This is a genomic window from Bradyrhizobium sp. USDA 4449 (assembly GCF_054056275.1).
In genome coordinates this window covers 5,093,114-5,109,081 of the sequence record NZ_JBSRYD010000001.1, presented here as the reverse complement: position 1 = coordinate 5,109,081, position 15,968 = coordinate 5,093,114, and the positions used below count along the sequence as shown (strand labels likewise).

Annotated in this window: 11 protein-coding genes and 1 pseudogene; 7 read left to right on the top strand and 5 right to left on the bottom strand. The window is 63.2% G+C overall.

The features are described from left to right. Positions 1-112: 112 nt before the first annotated feature. Entirely contained in the window at positions 113-1,342 is a 1,230-nt protein-coding gene (locus tag ACVIIW_RS23705) for an aminotransferase class V-fold PLP-dependent enzyme (RefSeq protein ID WP_456702941.1), read from the top strand. Between the two features lie 72 nt (positions 1,343-1,414). Here the strand turns inward: ACVIIW_RS23705 and ACVIIW_RS23700 are convergent. The 3 genes and pseudogenes from ACVIIW_RS23700 to ACVIIW_RS23690 form a co-directional block, all read right to left on the bottom strand. Beyond that, a pseudogene (locus ACVIIW_RS23700) lies at positions 1,415-1,618 on the bottom strand (hypothetical protein); the annotation flags it as partial. 548 nt (positions 1,619-2,166) lie between these two features. Next, positions 2,167-3,300: a PAS domain-containing sensor histidine kinase gene (locus tag ACVIIW_RS23695; RefSeq protein WP_456705248.1), complete on the bottom strand. Its 1,134-nt coding sequence runs from the start codon at positions 3,298-3,300 to the stop codon at positions 2,167-2,169. Between the two features lie 38 nt (positions 3,301-3,338). Then, positions 3,339-4,130, bottom strand: a complete 792-nt coding sequence (locus ACVIIW_RS23690; protein ID WP_456702940.1) for an alpha/beta fold hydrolase — start codon at positions 4,128-4,130, stop codon at positions 3,339-3,341. Positions 4,131-4,484: 354 nt separating this feature from the next. Here ACVIIW_RS23690 and ACVIIW_RS23685 point away from each other — a divergent pair, with 354 nt between their 5' ends. Continuing rightward, the gene (locus ACVIIW_RS23685; protein ID WP_456702939.1) at positions 4,485-7,781 is read left to right on the top strand and encodes a PAS domain S-box protein; all 3,297 of its coding nucleotides are present in this window, start codon (positions 4,485-4,487) and stop codon (positions 7,779-7,781) included. A 176-nt stretch (positions 7,782-7,957) separates the two neighbouring features. Here ACVIIW_RS23685 and amaB read toward each other — a convergent pair whose 3' ends face one another. Beyond that, entirely contained in the window at positions 7,958-9,523 is a 1,566-nt protein-coding gene (gene amaB, locus ACVIIW_RS23680; protein WP_456702938.1) for an L-piperidine-6-carboxylate dehydrogenase, read from the bottom strand. 506 nt (positions 9,524-10,029) lie between these two features. Beyond that, the gene (locus ACVIIW_RS23675; RefSeq protein ID WP_456702937.1) at positions 10,030-10,542 is read right to left on the bottom strand and encodes an Lrp/AsnC family transcriptional regulator; all 513 of its coding nucleotides are present in this window, start codon (positions 10,540-10,542) and stop codon (positions 10,030-10,032) included. 165 nt (positions 10,543-10,707) lie between these two features. Here ACVIIW_RS23675 and ACVIIW_RS23670 point away from each other — a divergent pair, with 165 nt between their 5' ends. Genes ACVIIW_RS23670 through lpdA form a run of 5 tightly spaced genes read left to right on the top strand, consistent with a single transcriptional unit; the run spans position 10,708 to position 15,877 of the window. After that, positions 10,708-10,944: a hypothetical protein gene (locus ACVIIW_RS23670; protein ID WP_456702936.1), complete on the top strand. Its 237-nt coding sequence runs from the start codon at positions 10,708-10,710 to the stop codon at positions 10,942-10,944. Further along, positions 10,941-12,200, top strand: coding sequence for a thiamine pyrophosphate-dependent enzyme (locus ACVIIW_RS23665; RefSeq protein WP_456705247.1), 1,260 nt, complete (start codon positions 10,941-10,943; stop codon positions 12,198-12,200). Before ACVIIW_RS23670 ends, ACVIIW_RS23665 begins: the two co-directional genes overlap by 4 nt. Before the next feature lie 3 nt (positions 12,201-12,203). Beyond that, complete coding sequence (locus tag ACVIIW_RS23660; RefSeq protein WP_456702935.1) at positions 12,204-13,217, top strand: alpha-ketoacid dehydrogenase subunit beta; 1,014 nt, start codon at positions 12,204-12,206, stop codon at positions 13,215-13,217. A gap of 1 nt (position 13,218) precedes the next feature. Then, the gene (locus tag ACVIIW_RS23655; protein WP_456702934.1) at positions 13,219-14,475 is read left to right on the top strand and encodes a dihydrolipoamide acetyltransferase family protein; all 1,257 of its coding nucleotides are present in this window, start codon (positions 13,219-13,221) and stop codon (positions 14,473-14,475) included. Positions 14,476-14,482: 7 nt separating this feature from the next. After that, positions 14,483-15,877, top strand: coding sequence for a dihydrolipoyl dehydrogenase (gene lpdA / locus ACVIIW_RS23650; protein WP_456702933.1), 1,395 nt, complete (start codon positions 14,483-14,485; stop codon positions 15,875-15,877). Positions 15,878-15,968 lie beyond the last annotated feature (91 nt).

Here is a 15,968-nt window from a genome sequence, read left to right as displayed (position 1 = left end):
GCACGGAGACCATGCTCGAACAATAATTCGGAACTGATGACGATTTCGATCTCATCGCTCCGGCCGCGGTCGCCAATGACACGCCGGCACAACACCAAGGAGAGAAACGACCATGCGCATCGCCCCTTCCCGCGACCATTTCGACGCAGTCGCGTTTCGCGCCGATACGCCCGGCGCGGCAACGGTGATTCATCTGAATGCGGCCGGCGCCGGACTGCCGCCACGCATCGTGACCGAGACGGTCATGCGTCACCTTGCCGAGGAGGCAAGTATCGGTCCGCACTGGGCGGCCGCGCGGGCGCAGGACGAACTCCATGGCGTCCGTGCTGTCGCCGCCGAACTCCTGCAATGCCGCCCGCACAATGTCGCATTCGGGGGCAGCGCCGGCACGATGTGGGCCATGGCGTTCCTAGCCATGCCGATAAAGCGCGGGGCGCGCGTGCTGGTTGCGCGTTCGGAATGGGCCGGCAACGTCCTCAATCTGATGAAACGGCGTCTGATCGACGGCATCGCGATCGACATCATGCCGGTCGACGAGCGCACCGGCCGCATCGATGTCGAGCGCGTCGGCGAACTGATCGACGAGCGGACGGTGGCGATCTGCCTCCCGGTGGTGGCGAGCGGATCGGGCGTACGACAGCCCGTGGAACTCATCGCCGCACTGCCGCGGCCGGAGGGGTGCCTTTTATTCGTCGACGGCGCGCAGGCGGTTGGACGATTGCCTGCAGGGATGGCAAGTACCGGTGCCGATGTGCTGGTGGCACCAAGCCGCAAGTGGCTGCGTGGTCCGCGCGGCGAAGCGATCATGGCGCTCTCTGATCGTGCCCTGGAGCGGCTTGGTGATCCTCCGGTTCTGAGCCAAGTCGGCTCCAACTGGACATCGATCGACAGCTATGCCACACGGGCCGATGCGCAACGCTTCGAAACTTACGAATTTTCGGTTGCCGGCAGGCTCGGGCTGGGTGCGGCAATGACGCGTGCCCTGGAATGCGGGATCGAGAACATCGACGACGTGATCCGCGTGCGTCTTGTCCGCCTCCGTGCAGGGCTGACGGCCATTCCTGGGGTGACCGTGTTCGAGGAGGATGCAGCGAATGCCGCGTTCCTCACTTTCACAGCCAGCGCTATCGTGCCGGTCGAGCTAAACGATCGTCTCGCCGACGCCAATATCGCCGCCGCAGTGGTCGATCGCGATTACGCGCGGGCGGACCTGGAGGCGAGGTGCCTCGATGCCATCAACCGCGTTGCCCCTCACGTCTACACCAGCGAGGAGGATATCGATCGCTTTCTCGACACCGTATCCGTCGCCTCGCGCCAGGCGCGCTGGCGCAACGCAAGCTGACGCTTCGGCGCTGAAAGTTCCTTCACTCCGTTGGGCGGTGTTGTTTCCAACTCTCGCCATCGTAGGCCAGCGTCATGCCCGAACGCTGTGCAGGAAATGCACGACCTCGTCCTTGAGCCGCGTCGAATCGCGCGACAAAAGCTGGGCAGATGAGGCGCTGAATCGATGCGCTACCGGTTTCGACCGCGCTCCGCTGCACCGCAGTGACCCCGGCGCTGACATCTCCGGTGCCTTGGGCGGCCTGTGGATGTTCCGAGCGAATTCCCGTGTTGCCGCAAAACGCATCGGTGAGCAATAGCTGTTGCCTGTAACTCGCCGAGCGCGCGAACACTCGGCAGCCAGCTGGTTGCGATGTCGGCGGTCGCTGCGTTCATCACATGCATTTCCCATATCGCGAAGCGCTTTACGTTGTTGAGTTCGCCCAGTTGGCAAGCATCGACCGCCGGCACAACTGTACTTCTTCTATTGCGGGATGACCGCCTGCCGTTTCGCGCAACGGCGTCGCCGGCCAAACAATCGCTGCGGCCATAACCCGCGCCGGACCGGACACAACGCACGTGAGACTATCCAGCGGCTCGCGGGGCACCTCGAATTTGAGATCCGCGCCTGCGCCGGAGCTGCCTCGTCGGCATCGTCGCCGCGATCGCCGTCGTGAATGTCTGGACACCAATCATGAGCCCGGCGGTGACGGCGCGATGGTTCAGCTTGCCCAATTTCGTGCTGTTCATGCCGGTGCAGTGCTGTCAGCCCTGGTTGCCCGGGACTTGGCGTTCCCTCGAACGCAGGTGGGGCATAACGGCGACTCACCGCGCACCTATGTCGGCTCACATGCTGTCCACCGGACCATCGATCCGATCACGCGACCCCGCTTGCACGGGCATCGTGAACGTGAATCTGGTCTCTTCAGGATTTGACGTAGCAACGAGTTCGCCGCCATGCGCCTTAGCGATCTGGGACGCGATGTAGAGGCCAAGCCCCAATCCTTGCCTGCTGGCGCGGGCCTTCCCGCGGAAGAACGGCTCGAACAGCTTGTCCATGGCCTCGGGGGGAATCCGTTCTCCCGCGTTGCTGACCGACAGTTCGAAGGCCTCGTCGCGCGTCTCCGCACGGACTATGACGGGCTTGCTGGCCGACCCGTGCGTCAAGGCGTTCCCAAGCAGGTTAGACAGCATCTGCCCGATGCGTGAGCTGTCGCAATCGACAGGCCGGTTGACGTGGAGATCGACCAGGATCTCCCGCCCCGGCGAGGCCAGCCGCAACTCGTCCACGACCTGGGTGAGGACGGACTCCAACGGCTTGCCTGCCTTGTGCTCGACGGCGATTCCGCCGCCGAGGCGGCCGCGCGCGAGATCGAGGACGTCGTCGATGAGGCCGGCCATTCGCGTGACCGTGGTCTGCATCATTGCGATAATCTGGCGCTCCTTCTCGCTCTGCACCGTGCGATCAAGAATTCGAGCGCCAGCGCTGAGCGCGGCAAGAGGGTTGCGCAGATCGTGACCAAGCACGGCGATGAACTGCTCGCGCAACTCGGCCATCTGATGCTCTCGCTTCAGCTTCTCCTCGGTCGCCTCGGCGGCGGCCCTGGCCATCTCGCGTGATCTCAACAGCTCCTGTTCGTACCGGCGACGATCGATGGACTTGATGAACGCGATCCGGATCGAAGTCGGCCTTCCCTCTGAGTCCCGCGCTTCCTTGGCGTTGGCGATCGTATGCAGCGGCTCGCCGTCGTCCTTGAGGAGGTCAAGGGCAACTTCGGAGAAGAAGCCCTGCATCCGAAGCAGAGGAGCAAGATGGGTCTCGTAGTAGATGCGCCCGGGCACCGTCAGAAGTTCGACCAGCGGCCTTCCAAGTATCTGGCCAGCCGTGTATCCGCTCCATTCCAGGAGCGCGCTGTTCACGTATCCGACGCGACCGTTGGGTAGCAGAGATACGTAGCCGAACGGCCCGTTCTCCACCATGTCCTCGAAGTCCGGGCGCGAGTTGATGTCCACGCGGCTCACACGAAAGTCCGCATGGCGGCGACGACTTCGTCCGGTGCGCTGAGATTCGGGCAGTGCCCGGTGGCTTTGAGAACGATCATGCGGCTGTTTGGAATGTTGCGATTCACAAACTCGCCCACCGCCTCGGAGGCAATGATATCTTCGCTGCACTGGAGGATGAGAGTCGGGACGGTCACCCCGGCGAGATCCTTGCGGTTGTCGGAGGTAAAGGTCACACGGGCGAACGCCTTTGCGATGTCCGGATCTGTGCGACAAAAGCTGTTCGTGAGCTCTTCCGCGAGTTCTGGCCGGTCAGGATTCCCCATGATCAAGGGGGCCATCTGCGCGGACCAGCCCATGTGGTTGGCCTCAAGAAACTCAAGGAGCTCTTCGATCTGCTTCGCGCTGAAGCCGCCGACGTACCCCTCGTCGTCAATGTAGCGGGCAGATGGACCGATTAGGATGAGCTTACCGAACATACCGGGCGCCTTCTGCGAGGCGAGGACACCGATCATGGCGCTGACCGAATGGCCGACGAACACGGCATCGTGCAGCTCCAGCCCTCGCCCGATCTCGACGACGTCATCGGCATAAGCGCCTAGACTGGAATATTTGCGCTTGTTGTAGGCGCTGAGGTCGGACCCGCCCGCCCCCACGTGATCGAACAGCACGGTGTTGAAATCCGATTCGAAGGCCGGGGCGACGAATCGCCACATGTTCTGGTCGCACCCGTAGCCATGCGCGAACATCATCGGCTGTTCACCGGCTCCGCGGACCTTCACGTTGTTGCGTTCGAGCACTCCCGGCATGAAAAGTCCCTTCTGTGGAGCTTGGCTGCATGCACCATATGCCGTCGCGGCTCGCAGTGCTGTCTACTTTGGGAGGGTGGCGGATGTGGGACGGCACGGACCCGCCGCCCGGGTCCGGCGTCCATGAACGTGTATCATGTCCGCAGCCGAAGTTGCCTGAGAAACCGCTTGACGCTTCGTCCGATTTCAACCCCTGCAGGAGGGCCCCGCTTGATGCTCTCTGCCCCGCATGGATTCTCCGGCCCACTCTTGGAACCAATCTCAATCCTCTTGGTTGGGTAAGGTTTTGTTGGCCGGGTTCAAAAACAGGCGTATGGCAGCCGTCTTCTCGAAGGGTGGCCGGGAGGGATAAAGATGTCCAGTGGGGCCGACCGGCCGGTTTCCGCCTCAAAGCCAAGTCGGCGCATGGAGGGAGGACCCGGACCGGTGGTGCTTTCGGCGATCCTTGCCGGCTCGCCCGACGCGATCTGGTGCTGGCGCACCGACGGCATCATCACTGAGTGGAATCCCGCGGCAGAACGCCTGTTGGGCTTCGAGGCTTCGGAGATCGGCGGTTGTTCCCTGCTGGATCTGGTCACGCACGCGGAACGTTCAGCCGCCGAGAACATGATCGCTCGCGTGAGCGCTGGCGAATCCTTTGGCCCCTTCGAAACCGTCAGGGTGGCCAAAGATGGTAGAGGCCTGGCCGTGGAGATTACGGTCGTCCCGCTGCGCGATGAGAACGGATCGATCGTGGGCGGAGCATCGTTTTGCCGAGACATCAGCGAGCGTAAGAGCGCTGCGGAATCGCTTTCGCGGACTGTTCGTGAGCTTGGAACGCTATTCCACCTGACAGAGCGCCTACAGGCTGCGAAATCCGCCCAAGAGGTCTACGAGGCGGCGCTCGAGGCGATCACCGATGCGCTCGGCTGCGAGCGTGCATCGATCCTGCTCTTCGATTCGGCTTCCGTCATGCGCTTCGTCGCATGGAAGGGGATCAGCGAGGAGTACCGCCAAGCCGTAGACGGTCACTCGCCGTGGACACTAGAGACGACTGATGCGGTCCCGATCTTCGTGACTGATATTCGGGATACGAACGAACCTGATGCCCTCAAGAAGGTAATCGAGGGTGAAGGGATTCGTGGTCTCGCCTTCATTCCGCTTGTCCGCAACGGACGCGTCATGGGCAAGTTCATGACGTACTATAGGTGCCCGCATCAATTCAGCGAGGGGGAGACACGTCTAGCCAGCACAATTGCACGCCAGTTGAGCCTGTCACTGGACAGAATAATGACGGAAGAGCAATTGAGGGAATCCAAACTGCGCTTTCGTCTCATGTCGGAGCACGCTCCTGTCATGATCTGGATAAGCGACTCCGCCGGCAAATGCCTTCACCTCAATCGGCTGCTCCGCAGCTTCTGGGGGGTAGAGGAAGCAGCCATTTCCGACTTCGATTGGTCGGCGACCATTCATCCCGACGACGCTCGGGCCGTCGGCGAACAGGTTGGGGCCGCAATGGTGAAACGCGTCCCCGTAGAGCTGAAGGGGCGATACCGCAGCGCCTCAGGAGCATACCGGGTGCTGGAAACCGTCGCGCATCCTCGGTTCGGAGCTTCCGGTGAATTCCTCGGGATGATTGGCGTCAACGTCGATGTAACCGAGAGAGAGGAAGTCGAAGCCGAACGTCGCCGTGCCGAAGACGAATTGCGAGCGATGAATGTCGCCCTGAGCGAAAACGAAGAACGCTTGCGACTCGCTACTGCCAACGCGGACGTCGGCTTCTGGGACGTGGATGAGATCAGCCAGGTCCTGCACTGGCCACCCTTGGTCAAGGCGATGTTCGGTATCTCGCCAGACAGCCCCGTGTCGATGCTGGAGTTCTACTCGGGCCTCCACCCCGAAGACCGGGAGTTCGTCAGCGAAGCTTATGCAGCGGCGCGAGATCCCGATAAGCGTGCTCTCTACGATGTTGAGTATCGAACCATCGGCAAAGAAGACGGTCGCGTTCGCTGGGTCGCTGCGAAGGGACGCGGCGTGTTTGATGACAATGGCCGCTGTGTGCGAGTGACCGGCACCGCGATCGACATCACTGCGCGCAAGGCTGATGAAGAAAGGCTCAAAGAGCTGAACGAGACATTGGAGCGCCGCATCTCCGAGGTCCTGGCCGAAAGGAAGGTTTTGGCCGACATTGTCGAAGGGACGGATGCGTTCGTCCAGGTCGTAGACCTGGAATTCCGTTGGCTGGCCATCAACAAGGCCGCGGCTAATGAATTCGAGAAGATATTCAAAATTCGTCCACAGGCCGGGCAATGCATGCTCGACCTGTTGACGCATCTACCTATCGAGCGAGAAGCCGTGCGCGCGGTTTGGGCGCGCGCGCTATCCGGAGAGGAATTCACCGAAATCGCGGCGTTTGGAGACCGCGAACGTCGCCATTATGAAATGAAGTACAATACCTTGCGGAACAGCAAGGGGGAGCGGATCGGCGCCTATCAGTTCGTCTATGACGTGACGGAGCGTATTCGGGAGCAGGAGCGGCTCGCAAGGGCGGAGGAGCAGCTCCGCCAAGGGCAGAAAATGGAGGCGATGGGCCAGCTTACCGGCGGAGTCGCCCACGACTTCAACAACCTGTTGACGCCAATCTTCGGAGCCCTCGATGCCTTGCAGCGCAGAGGCGTAGGAGGGGAGCGCGAGCAGCGATTGATCGCCGGAGCGATGCAATCAGCAGATCGGGCCAAGACTCTCGTCCAGCGGCTGCTCGCATTCGCACGGCGGCAACCCCTCCAAGCCAGAGCAACGCGGGTCGGGGACCTGATTCACGGAATGGGCGAGCTGATCTCCAGCACGTCCGGCCCGCAGGTCAAAGTCTCTGTGGAGATCCAGCAGGACCTGCCGGCCGCAAAGGTCGATGAAAATCAGCTGGAGATGGCGCTCCTCAATCTCGCGGTGAATGCGCGTGACGCGATGCCCGATGGCGGCACGTTGCGTATTACCGCAGACGCCCAACAGGTCGATGCGGGACATCGGACCAACTTGAGGCCTGGACGCTATGTCAGGCTATCCGTTGCGGACAGCGGAGTCGGCATGGACGAATCCGTGAAGGCCCGGGCGATCGAGCCATTCTTCTCGACCAAGGGCATCGGAAAAGGCACGGGTCTCGGTCTATCGATGGCTCACGGCCTGGCATCGCAACTGGGCGGCGCGCTGACCATTCAAAGCCGGCCTGGGGTGGGCACGAATATAGAAATGTGGCTTCCATCGACCGATGAGCCTGTGGCGTCGGAGAACCAGCAGCCGGCATCGGTGCCCAGCGGCGGGGCGCTCGGGACCGCCCTTCTCGTCGATGACGAGCCTCTCGTTCGTGCAGCAGCCGCCGACATGCTAACGGACCTTGGATACGCGGTTCTCGAAGCTGCCTCGGCGGAAGAAGCAATCCGGCTGATCGGTGGCGGCGTCAAACCCCAGCTCCTTGTTACCGATCATTTGATGACGGGAATGAACGGCACTGATTTGGCTCGGCTCGTACGCGCACAAGTGCCTGGAACGCAGGTGCTCTTGGTGTCGGGCTACGCGGAAAGCGAGGGCGTCGCGCCTGATCTTCCGCGGATGGTCAAGCCATTCAGCATTGGCGACCTCGCTGCGAAACTCGCCAGCCTATCGACTGGCGGATAAGTGAGTGAAGGCCGCGTTCCGTTGCCGGGCGATCCGGCCGCTACCGCGCGGCCTTTGACCCCCGACCGGCGCCCAACATTGATCCGCCCCATGTCGCGCGAGGCCTGCCCGAAGGGCGGCTCGACGGCCGGAACGACGACGGCATAGCAACGGGAACGTTCACGTCTCGATCTTTCTCACACCACGTCGAACTTGACGCCCTGCGCGAGCGGCAACGTCCGGCCGTAATTGATGGTGTTGGTGGCCCGGCGCATATAGGCCTTCCAAGCATCGGAGCCGGACTCGCGGCCGCCGCCGGTGTCCTTTTCGCCGCCGAATGCGCCGCCGATCTCCGCGCCGGACGGGCCGATATTCACATTCGCGATGCCGCAATCGGAGCCGCGTGCCGACAGGAAGGTTTCCGCCTCGCGCAAATCATTGGTGAAGATCGACGACGACAGTCCTTGCGGAACGGCGTTGTGCAACTCGAGCACGGCATCGAAGTCGCGGTATCTGATCACGTAGAGGATCGGGGCGAAAGTCTCGTGCTCGACCGGTCCGGTCTGAGAGGCGATCTCGACCAGCGCCGGGCGGACGTAATGGGCGTCGGCCGCGCCATCGATCGCAACCCGTTCCCCGCCGTGGATTTTGCCGCCGGCCGCCCTGACCGCTTCGAGCGCGCCTTGCATGGCGCGATACGCCGCACCGTCGATCAGCGGACCGACCAGCGTGCCGTTTTCGAGGGGATTGCCGACCGTCACGGAGGCATAGGCGCGCGTCAGCCGCGGCACGAAGCCGTCATACACGCTGTCATGGACGAACAGGCGACGCAGCGTCGTGCAGCGCTGGCCGGCGGTGCCCATGGCCGCAAAGGCGACGCCGCGCAGCGTCAGGTCGAGATCGGCAGTCGGCGCGACGATCGCCGCGTTGTTGCCCCCAAGCTCGAGAATCGCGCGCGCGAACCGCTTGGCGAGCCGCGGGCCGACCGCGCGGCCCATCGCCGTCGAGCCGGTGGCCGACACCAGCGGCACCTTCGCATGATCGACCAGCGTTTCGCCGATGTCGCGGCCACCGAGCAGCACCGTGGCGAGCCCTTCCGGCGCGCTGCCGCCATCCTTCCTGAAGCGCGCCAGCGCGCGGTCGAACAGGGCGTGGGTTGCGAGCGCGGTCAGCGGGGTCTTCTCCGACGGTTTCCAGACGACGCTGTTGCCGCACACGAGTGCCAGCGCCGCATTCCAGGCCCACACGGCCACCGGGAAATTGAACGCGGAAATGATGCCGGTGACGCCGAGCGGATGCCAGCTTTCCATCATGCGATGCTCGCCGCGCTCGGTCGCGATCGTCAGGCCGTAGAGCTGGCGCGACAGCCCGACGGCGAAATCGCAGATGTCGATCATCTCCTGGACCTCGCCGAGGCCTTCGGAAATGATCTTGCCGACCTCGATCGACACCAGCCGGCCGAGCGCCTCCTTGCCGGCACGCAGCTCGTCGCCGAGCAGCCGCACCAGCTCGCCGCGCTTTGGTGCCGGCACCAGGCGCCATGCGCGAAACGCCGCTTCGGCGCGTTCGATCTCCGCCTTGGCGGCCTCGACGCTGGTTTCCCTAACCTCGGCGACGATCTTGCCGGTGATCGGCGAGCGAACCACCAGCGAGCCTTTCGTGTAGCTCTCCCTGGTCACGCCGAGTGTCGAAAGAAGCCTGTCGGCCTCCATGGCGAGATCAACGGTGAGGGCCTGGGTGTGCGCGGCGGATGTGACGGACATGGCAATGTTTCCGGAGCTCGTCGTGAATCTGAACGGTCGCAATCACGCGGATCGTGCGCGCGCGACAGCCCTTTGATCGAACCGAAGTGGTGCTTTCGTCAATCCCTATTCCTCCTCTCACGCGGTCGCCTGGCGCTGCAATTCGGTGAACGGGTGCACCAAGCGCCGCCTCGAACGCGGCGCGGTTCGAATCCACGGCTTAGTTCCGCTGGGCGTCGCCGCCAAGGTTCGACTGGAAGATGCCGGCCGCACTGACCGCGACGCCGACGAGGATCGTACCGACCGTGCTCTCGCGCCGGACCAACCGCTCGCAACCATCGTTTCCTCGCTTGCGACAGGCTTTTTTTGATGGCGCAGGATGAGCGACGTCGCCCTACTTCATGCAAGGCGCTTTTTCTGACCCCCTGTTTTGTTTTTCTGATCTACCGATCGCTTCAACCCGCGCCACATCGCTCGTTGCGAAAAACTGACACCGTCCAGAATTACTGCGGTGACTGCGGATGCATTCAGACCTGCACCGAGGTCAGCTTCTTCAGGCAGCGCAGCGCAAACGATGAGCGGCTGTGGCGAATGCCTGGAATGCGGTAGAGCTTCTCGCGCAGAAAGCGTTCGTAGCCGGCGGTGCTTTCGACCGCGACCTTCACGACGTAGTCATAGTCGCCGGTGGTGAGATAGGCCTCGATCACCTCCGGCAAGCTCGTCAGCAATTGGCCGAAACGCTCAAGCATCTCCTCGTCGTGACGATCGAGCGTCAACTCTATGATGACCGTCTCGGGCAGGCCGAGCTTGTCTTGATTGAGCAGCGCCACGTAGCCATCGATATAGCCCTGCGTTTCCAAACGCTTGAGCCTGTTCCAGCAGGGTGTGGTGGAGAGACCGACCTTTTCGGCGAGTTGCGCCGTCGTCAGCCGTGCATCCTGCTGCAAGGCGCGCAGGATCTTGCGATCGATCTCGTCGAGCCGAAGCGCATCCTTGCGCGGTGCCTTGACCGGCCTTGTGGCACGTCTAGCTGGCGCCATACCAAGAACCCTTTTCTGGTTTATCCAGCAATATGTAGAAATTTTGTACTGCAGATTTACGGTATACCGGGATTAACGGAACGACAATCCCGACATCCGGCAGTACGATTTACTAACAAACTGAGACCGGACGCGGTGTTTTTTCTCGAACTCCAGACCAGCGACATGCACGCTGCACTCGGCCGCCTGCTCGACCAGACGCGCGTCGCGGGCCTTCGGCTCGCGGCCATCAGCGCGCGCGCGGACGCGAGCGAATGCCGCATCTCGGCCTCCATAGACATCGGTGATCGCGACGCCGTCGACCGGATCGCTCGCCGCGTCGGCGCGTTGTTCTGCATCGATGCGATCGAGGTGAGAGGTGAAAGCCAATGCCCGACTCCGACCTCACACATGACACCATGAGCCCGCGGCGCGAGGTGGCTCAATCCCCCGTGCCTGCGCCGTTGAAGCTTCACGTGCCGGAACCGGCCGTGCGCCCGGGCGGCACGCCTGATTTCTCGAACATCCGCATCCCGCGCGCCGGCCAGGTTGATCGTCCCAGCGTCGACGTGGATGCCGAGGCGATCCGCGATCTCGCCTTCTCGGTCATTCGCGTCCTCAATCGCGACAGCGAAGCGGTTGGTCCTTGGGCCGGCGCGCTCTCGGATAGTGAACTGCTCGAGGGCTTGCGCCACATGATGACGCTGCGTGCGTTCGATGCGCGCATGCAAATGGCACAGCGCCAGGGCAAGACGTCGTTCTATATGCAGCACATGGGCGAAGAAGCGGTGAGCTGCGCCTTCCGCAAGGCGCTTCTACCGGGCGACATGAATTTTCCGACCTATCGCCAGGCGGGACTGTTGATCGCCGGCGGTTACCCACTGGTGGAGATGGCCTGCCAGATCTATTCCAATACCCACGACCCCCTGAAGGGGCGCCAATTGCCCGTGATGTATTCCTCCAGGGAGCACGGCTTCTTCTCGATCTCTGGCAATCTCGCCACCCAGTACATCCAGGCGGTCGGCTGGGCGATGGCGTCGGCCATCAAGAACGACACCAAGATTGCCGTCGCCTGGATCGGCGACGGCGCAACCGCTGAATCCGATTTCCATGCCGCGCTGGTGTTCGCTTCGACCTATCGCGCGCCGGTCGTGCTTAATATCGTCAACAATCAGTGGGCCATCTCGACCTTCCAGGGGATCGCACGCGGGGGCTCCGGCACGTTCGCCGCACGCGGTCTCGGCTTCGGCATTCCGGCGCTGCGCGTCGACGGCAACGATTACCTTGCGGTTCATGCGGTCGCAAAATGGGCCTGCGAACGCGCTCGCCGCAATCTCGGCCCCACTCTCGTCGAGCACGTCACCTACCGCGTCGGCGCCCACTCCACCTCCGATGACCCGGCAGGCTATCGGCCGAAAACGGAATCCGACGCATGGCCGCTGGGAGATCCCGTGATCCGGCTGAAGAACCATCTGATCGTTCGCGGTGCCTGGTCTGAGGAGAGGCACAAGCAGACAGAGGCCGAGATTCTCGACACCGTAATCTCGGCCCAAAGGGAGGCCGAAAGCTACGGCACGCTCCATTCCGAGCAGCGGCCTACGGCACGCGACATGTTCGAGGGCGTGTTCGCCGAAATGCCCCCGCATCTGCGCCGCCAGCGCCAGGAAGCTGGAGTTTGAATCATGACACGGCGGACCATGATCGAGGCCATCAGGGATGCCATGGATGTGATGATGTCGCGCGACGACGGCGTCGTCGTGTTCGGCGAGGACGTCGGCTATTTCGGCGGCGTGTTTCGCGCGAGCCAGGGACTGCAGGCGAAATACGGAACGAGCCGCTGCTTCGATACCCCGATCAGCGAGCTCGGCATCGTTGGCATCGCGGTGGGCATGGCGGCCTACGGGTTGAAGCCATGCGTTGAGATCCAGTTTGCCGATTACATGTATCCCGCCTACGACCAGATCGTTTCGGAGGCTGCGCGGCTGCGTTACCGCTCCAACGGCCAGTTCACCTGCCCGCTTGTCGTTCGCATGCCCACCGGCGGCGGCATCTTTGGCGGGCAGACGCACAGCCAGAGCCCGGAAGCGCTGTTCACCCATGTGTGCGGCATCAAGACCGTCGTGCCGTCGAATCCCCGCGACGCCAAGGGCCTGCTGATCTCGGCCATCGAGGACCCCGATCCCGTGATCTTTCTCGAGCCGAAGCGTCTCTATAATGGCCCGTTCGATGGCCACCATGACCGGCCGGTGACGCCGTGGTCGAAGCACGATCTCGGCGAGGTCGACGACGGACACTTTGCTGTTCCCCTCGGCAGCGCCGCGATCCGCAGGCAGGGCAAGGCCGTCACCATCCTCGCCTACGGCACGATGGTTCACGTCGCCGAGACCGCTGCGGCCGAAACCGGCATCGATGCCGAGATCATCGATCTTCGCTCGCTGCTGCCGCTCGATCTCGACACCATCGAAGCCTCCGTCAAGAAGACCGGACGTTGCGTGATCGTTCATGAGGCAACGCTCACATCCGGCTTCGGGGCCGAGCTCTGTGCTCTGGTCCAGACGCGATGCTTCTATCATCTTGAAGCTCCCATCGTGCGCGTCGCCGGCTGGGACACGCCCTACCCGCACGCCCAGGAATGGGACTACTTCCCGGGTCCGGCGCGGATCGGCCGCGCGCTGATCGAAACGGTGGAGGCATGAGATGGCCGAGCGTGTGGTCCGGCTGCCCGACGTCGGCGAAGGCATCGCGGAAGCCGAGCTGGTGGAATGGCACGTGAAGGTCGGCGATGTCGTTCGTGAGGATGCCGTACTCGGCGCCGTCATGACCGACAAGGCGACCGTCGAAATCCCCTCGCCCGCCGATGGACGCGTCACCTGGCTCGCCGGCAATGTGGGCGACCTTCTCGCCATCGGCTCGGACTTCGTTCGGCTGGATGTCGACGGTAAGAGCGAGCCGGTGCCCGAGCCGGCGAAACGAGCATCATCCCCAGCAAGTGCAGATCAGGCCGCAAGCGCCCCGCGCGCGCCGGCGAGCGCTCCGCCCGACGCGCAGAGGTCGCAGCCATCCGCTTCGCAGCTCAACCACGCGATCGAACGGCCTTTGGCCGCCCCTGCCGTCCGGCTCCGCGCGCGGGAAGCCGGCCTCGACCTGCGGCAGATTCGCGGCACGGGTCCGGTTGGGCGGATCACTCACGATGATCTCGATGCCCTTCTCTCGCGCGGCAGCGCCGGAACGACGGCGACGCCGTACCTGGCACAAACCGCGGTCACCGATATCAAGATCGTCGGCCTGCGGCGCAAGATCGCCGAGAAGATGTCGATTGCGAGCGCGCGCATTCCGCACATCACCTATATCGAAGAGATCGACGTCACTGCGCTCGAAGATTTGCGCGCAAAGATCAACGCCCGGAAGCTGCCGGGCAAGCCCAAGCTGACATTGTTACCGTTTCTGATGCGCGCCATGGTGCGCGCGATCGCCGAGCTGCCGCATCTCAATGCCCATTTCGACGATGAGGCCGGGATCGTGCACCAGCACGCCGGCGTTCATATCGGGATCGCAACCCAGACCCCGACCGGCCTGGTGGTCCCCGTCATCAGGCACGCCGAAGCGCGCGACCTCTGGGATTGCGCCAGTGAAGTGGCGCGGCTCGCGGAAGCAGCTCGGAACGGCAACGCCACCCGCGACGACCTCACCGGCTCGACCATCACCATCACGTCGCTCGGCGCGCTGGGAGGACTGGCGACGACGCCCATCATCAATCATCCGGAGGTCGCGATCGTCGGCGTCAACCGGATCGCCATCCGCCCGCATTGGGACGGTGCAGCCTTCGTGCCGCGCCAGATCATGAACCTGTCGTCCAGTTTCGATCATCGCGTGATCGACGGTTTCGATGCCGCCCAGTTCGTGCAGCGCATCAAGCTGCTGCTGGAGACGCCGGCCATGATCTTCATTGACTGAAAGAACGATGACCGAGATCACCTGTAAGCTCCTCGTCATCGGCGCCGGCCCCGGTGGCTATACCTGCGCCATCCGCGCCGGCCAGCTCGGTATCGATACGATCGTCATCGAATCCGAAAAGCCGGGTGGCACCTGTCTCAATGTCGGCTGCATTCCCTCGAAGGCGCTGATCCACGCGGCCGGCGAGTATGAAAAGATTGCAGCCGCCGCCGAGGGCAAGAGCGTGCCCGGCATTTCGACCGCAAAACCGGCGCTCGATTTCGCCAAGACCGTCGCCTGGAAAGACGGCATTGTCCGGCGCCTGAACGGTGGCGTGGCTGGCCTGCTGAAGAAGGCCGGCGTCAGGCTCATTGCCGGGCACGCTCGCTTTCGCGACGGCAAGTCCGTCGAGATCAGGACGCCATCCGGCTCGCAGATCGTTCATGCGGAAACGGTGGTGATCGCGACAGGATCTGAGCCGATTGCGATTCCGACTCTGCCGTTCGGAGGCCCTGTGATCTCGTCCACCGAGGCCCTGGCGCTCACCGATATTCCGAGCAAGCTGATCGTGGTCGGCGGCGGCTATATCGGTTTGGAGCTCGGCACGGCATTCGCAAAGATCGGCGCGGCCGTCACCGTCGTCGAAGCCACCTCACGCATTCTGCCGCAATATGATGCCGGGCTGAGCGCGCCGATCCGAACGCGCCTGAGCGCGCTCGGGATCACAGTTCTGACGGGCGCGAAGGCGAAAGCCCTCGTTTCGGACGGCACGGCGCTCGCGGTCGAGACCGCCGACGGCCAGCAGACGCTCGATGCCGACAGGATTCTGGTGACCGTAGGCCGTAGCCCCGTGACATCGGGTTTCGGCCTCGAGACTCTCGATCTCGACATGAAAGGACCTTTCATCCGGATTGACGACCGATGCCGCACCTCGATGCGCGGCGTCTTCGCCATCGGCGATGTCACGGGAGAGCCGATGCTGGCGCATCGTGCCATGGCACAAGGCGAGATGGTCGCAGAGATCGTCGCCGGCCGTCACCGCGCCTGGGACCGGGTCTCGATCCCGGCGATCTGCTTCACCGATCCCGAGATCGTCACCGTCGGCTTGTCACCCGACGGGGCAACCGCCCAGGGCTTCGACATCAAGACGGACCTGTTTCCGTTCAAGGCCAACGGCCGCGCACTGACGCTGCAACGCGAGGACGGTTTCATCCGGACCGTGGCGCGGGCGGACAATCATGTCCTGCTTGGCATCCAGGGCGTCGGAGCCGGCATCGCCGAGCTTTCTGCGGCGTTCAGCCTGGCGCTGGAAATGGGTGCGCGTCTCGAGGACGTCGCCCTCACCAGCCACGCGCATCCGACCCAAAGCGAGGCCTTTCATGAGGCCGCTCTGAAGTCGCTGGGGCATCCGATTCACATCTAAAAAAAATGAAGGTGGGACCATCAGCCAGACTACCACCAGCTACTACACCGGTCCCACCATGACGATGGTGGGCTGACCTTCGCCGCGTCGG

Excerpts from the sequence above, each read along its gene's own strand:
- ACVIIW_RS23675 (WP_456702937.1), bottom strand. The coding sequence starts at position 10,542 with ATGGCGCCAGCTAGACGTGCCACAAGGCCGGTCAAGGCACCGCGCAAG.
- lpdA (WP_456702933.1), top strand. The coding sequence starts at position 14,483 with ATGACCGAGATCACCTGTAAGCTCCTCGTCATCGGCGCCGGCCCCGGT.
- ACVIIW_RS23660 (WP_456702935.1), top strand. The coding sequence starts at position 12,204 with ATGACACGGCGGACCATGATCGAGGCCATCAGGGATGCCATGGATGTG.
- ACVIIW_RS23705 (WP_456702941.1), top strand. The coding sequence starts at position 113 with ATGCGCATCGCCCCTTCCCGCGACCATTTCGACGCAGTCGCGTTTCGC.
- ACVIIW_RS23665 (WP_456705247.1), top strand. The coding sequence starts at position 10,941 with ATGAGCCCGCGGCGCGAGGTGGCTCAATCCCCCGTGCCTGCGCCGTTG.
- ACVIIW_RS23655 (WP_456702934.1), top strand. The coding sequence starts at position 13,219 with ATGGCCGAGCGTGTGGTCCGGCTGCCCGACGTCGGCGAAGGCATCGCG.
- ACVIIW_RS23690 (WP_456702940.1), bottom strand. The coding sequence starts at position 4,130 with ATGCCGGGAGTGCTCGAACGCAACAACGTGAAGGTCCGCGGAGCCGGT.
- ACVIIW_RS23685 (WP_456702939.1), top strand. The coding sequence starts at position 4,485 with ATGTCCAGTGGGGCCGACCGGCCGGTTTCCGCCTCAAAGCCAAGTCGG.
- ACVIIW_RS23695 (WP_456705248.1), bottom strand. The coding sequence starts at position 3,300 with ATGGTGGAGAACGGGCCGTTCGGCTACGTATCTCTGCTACCCAACGGT.
- amaB (WP_456702938.1), bottom strand. The coding sequence starts at position 9,523 with ATGTCCGTCACATCCGCCGCGCACACCCAGGCCCTCACCGTTGATCTC.
- ACVIIW_RS23670 (WP_456702936.1), top strand. The coding sequence starts at position 10,708 with ATGCACGCTGCACTCGGCCGCCTGCTCGACCAGACGCGCGTCGCGGGC.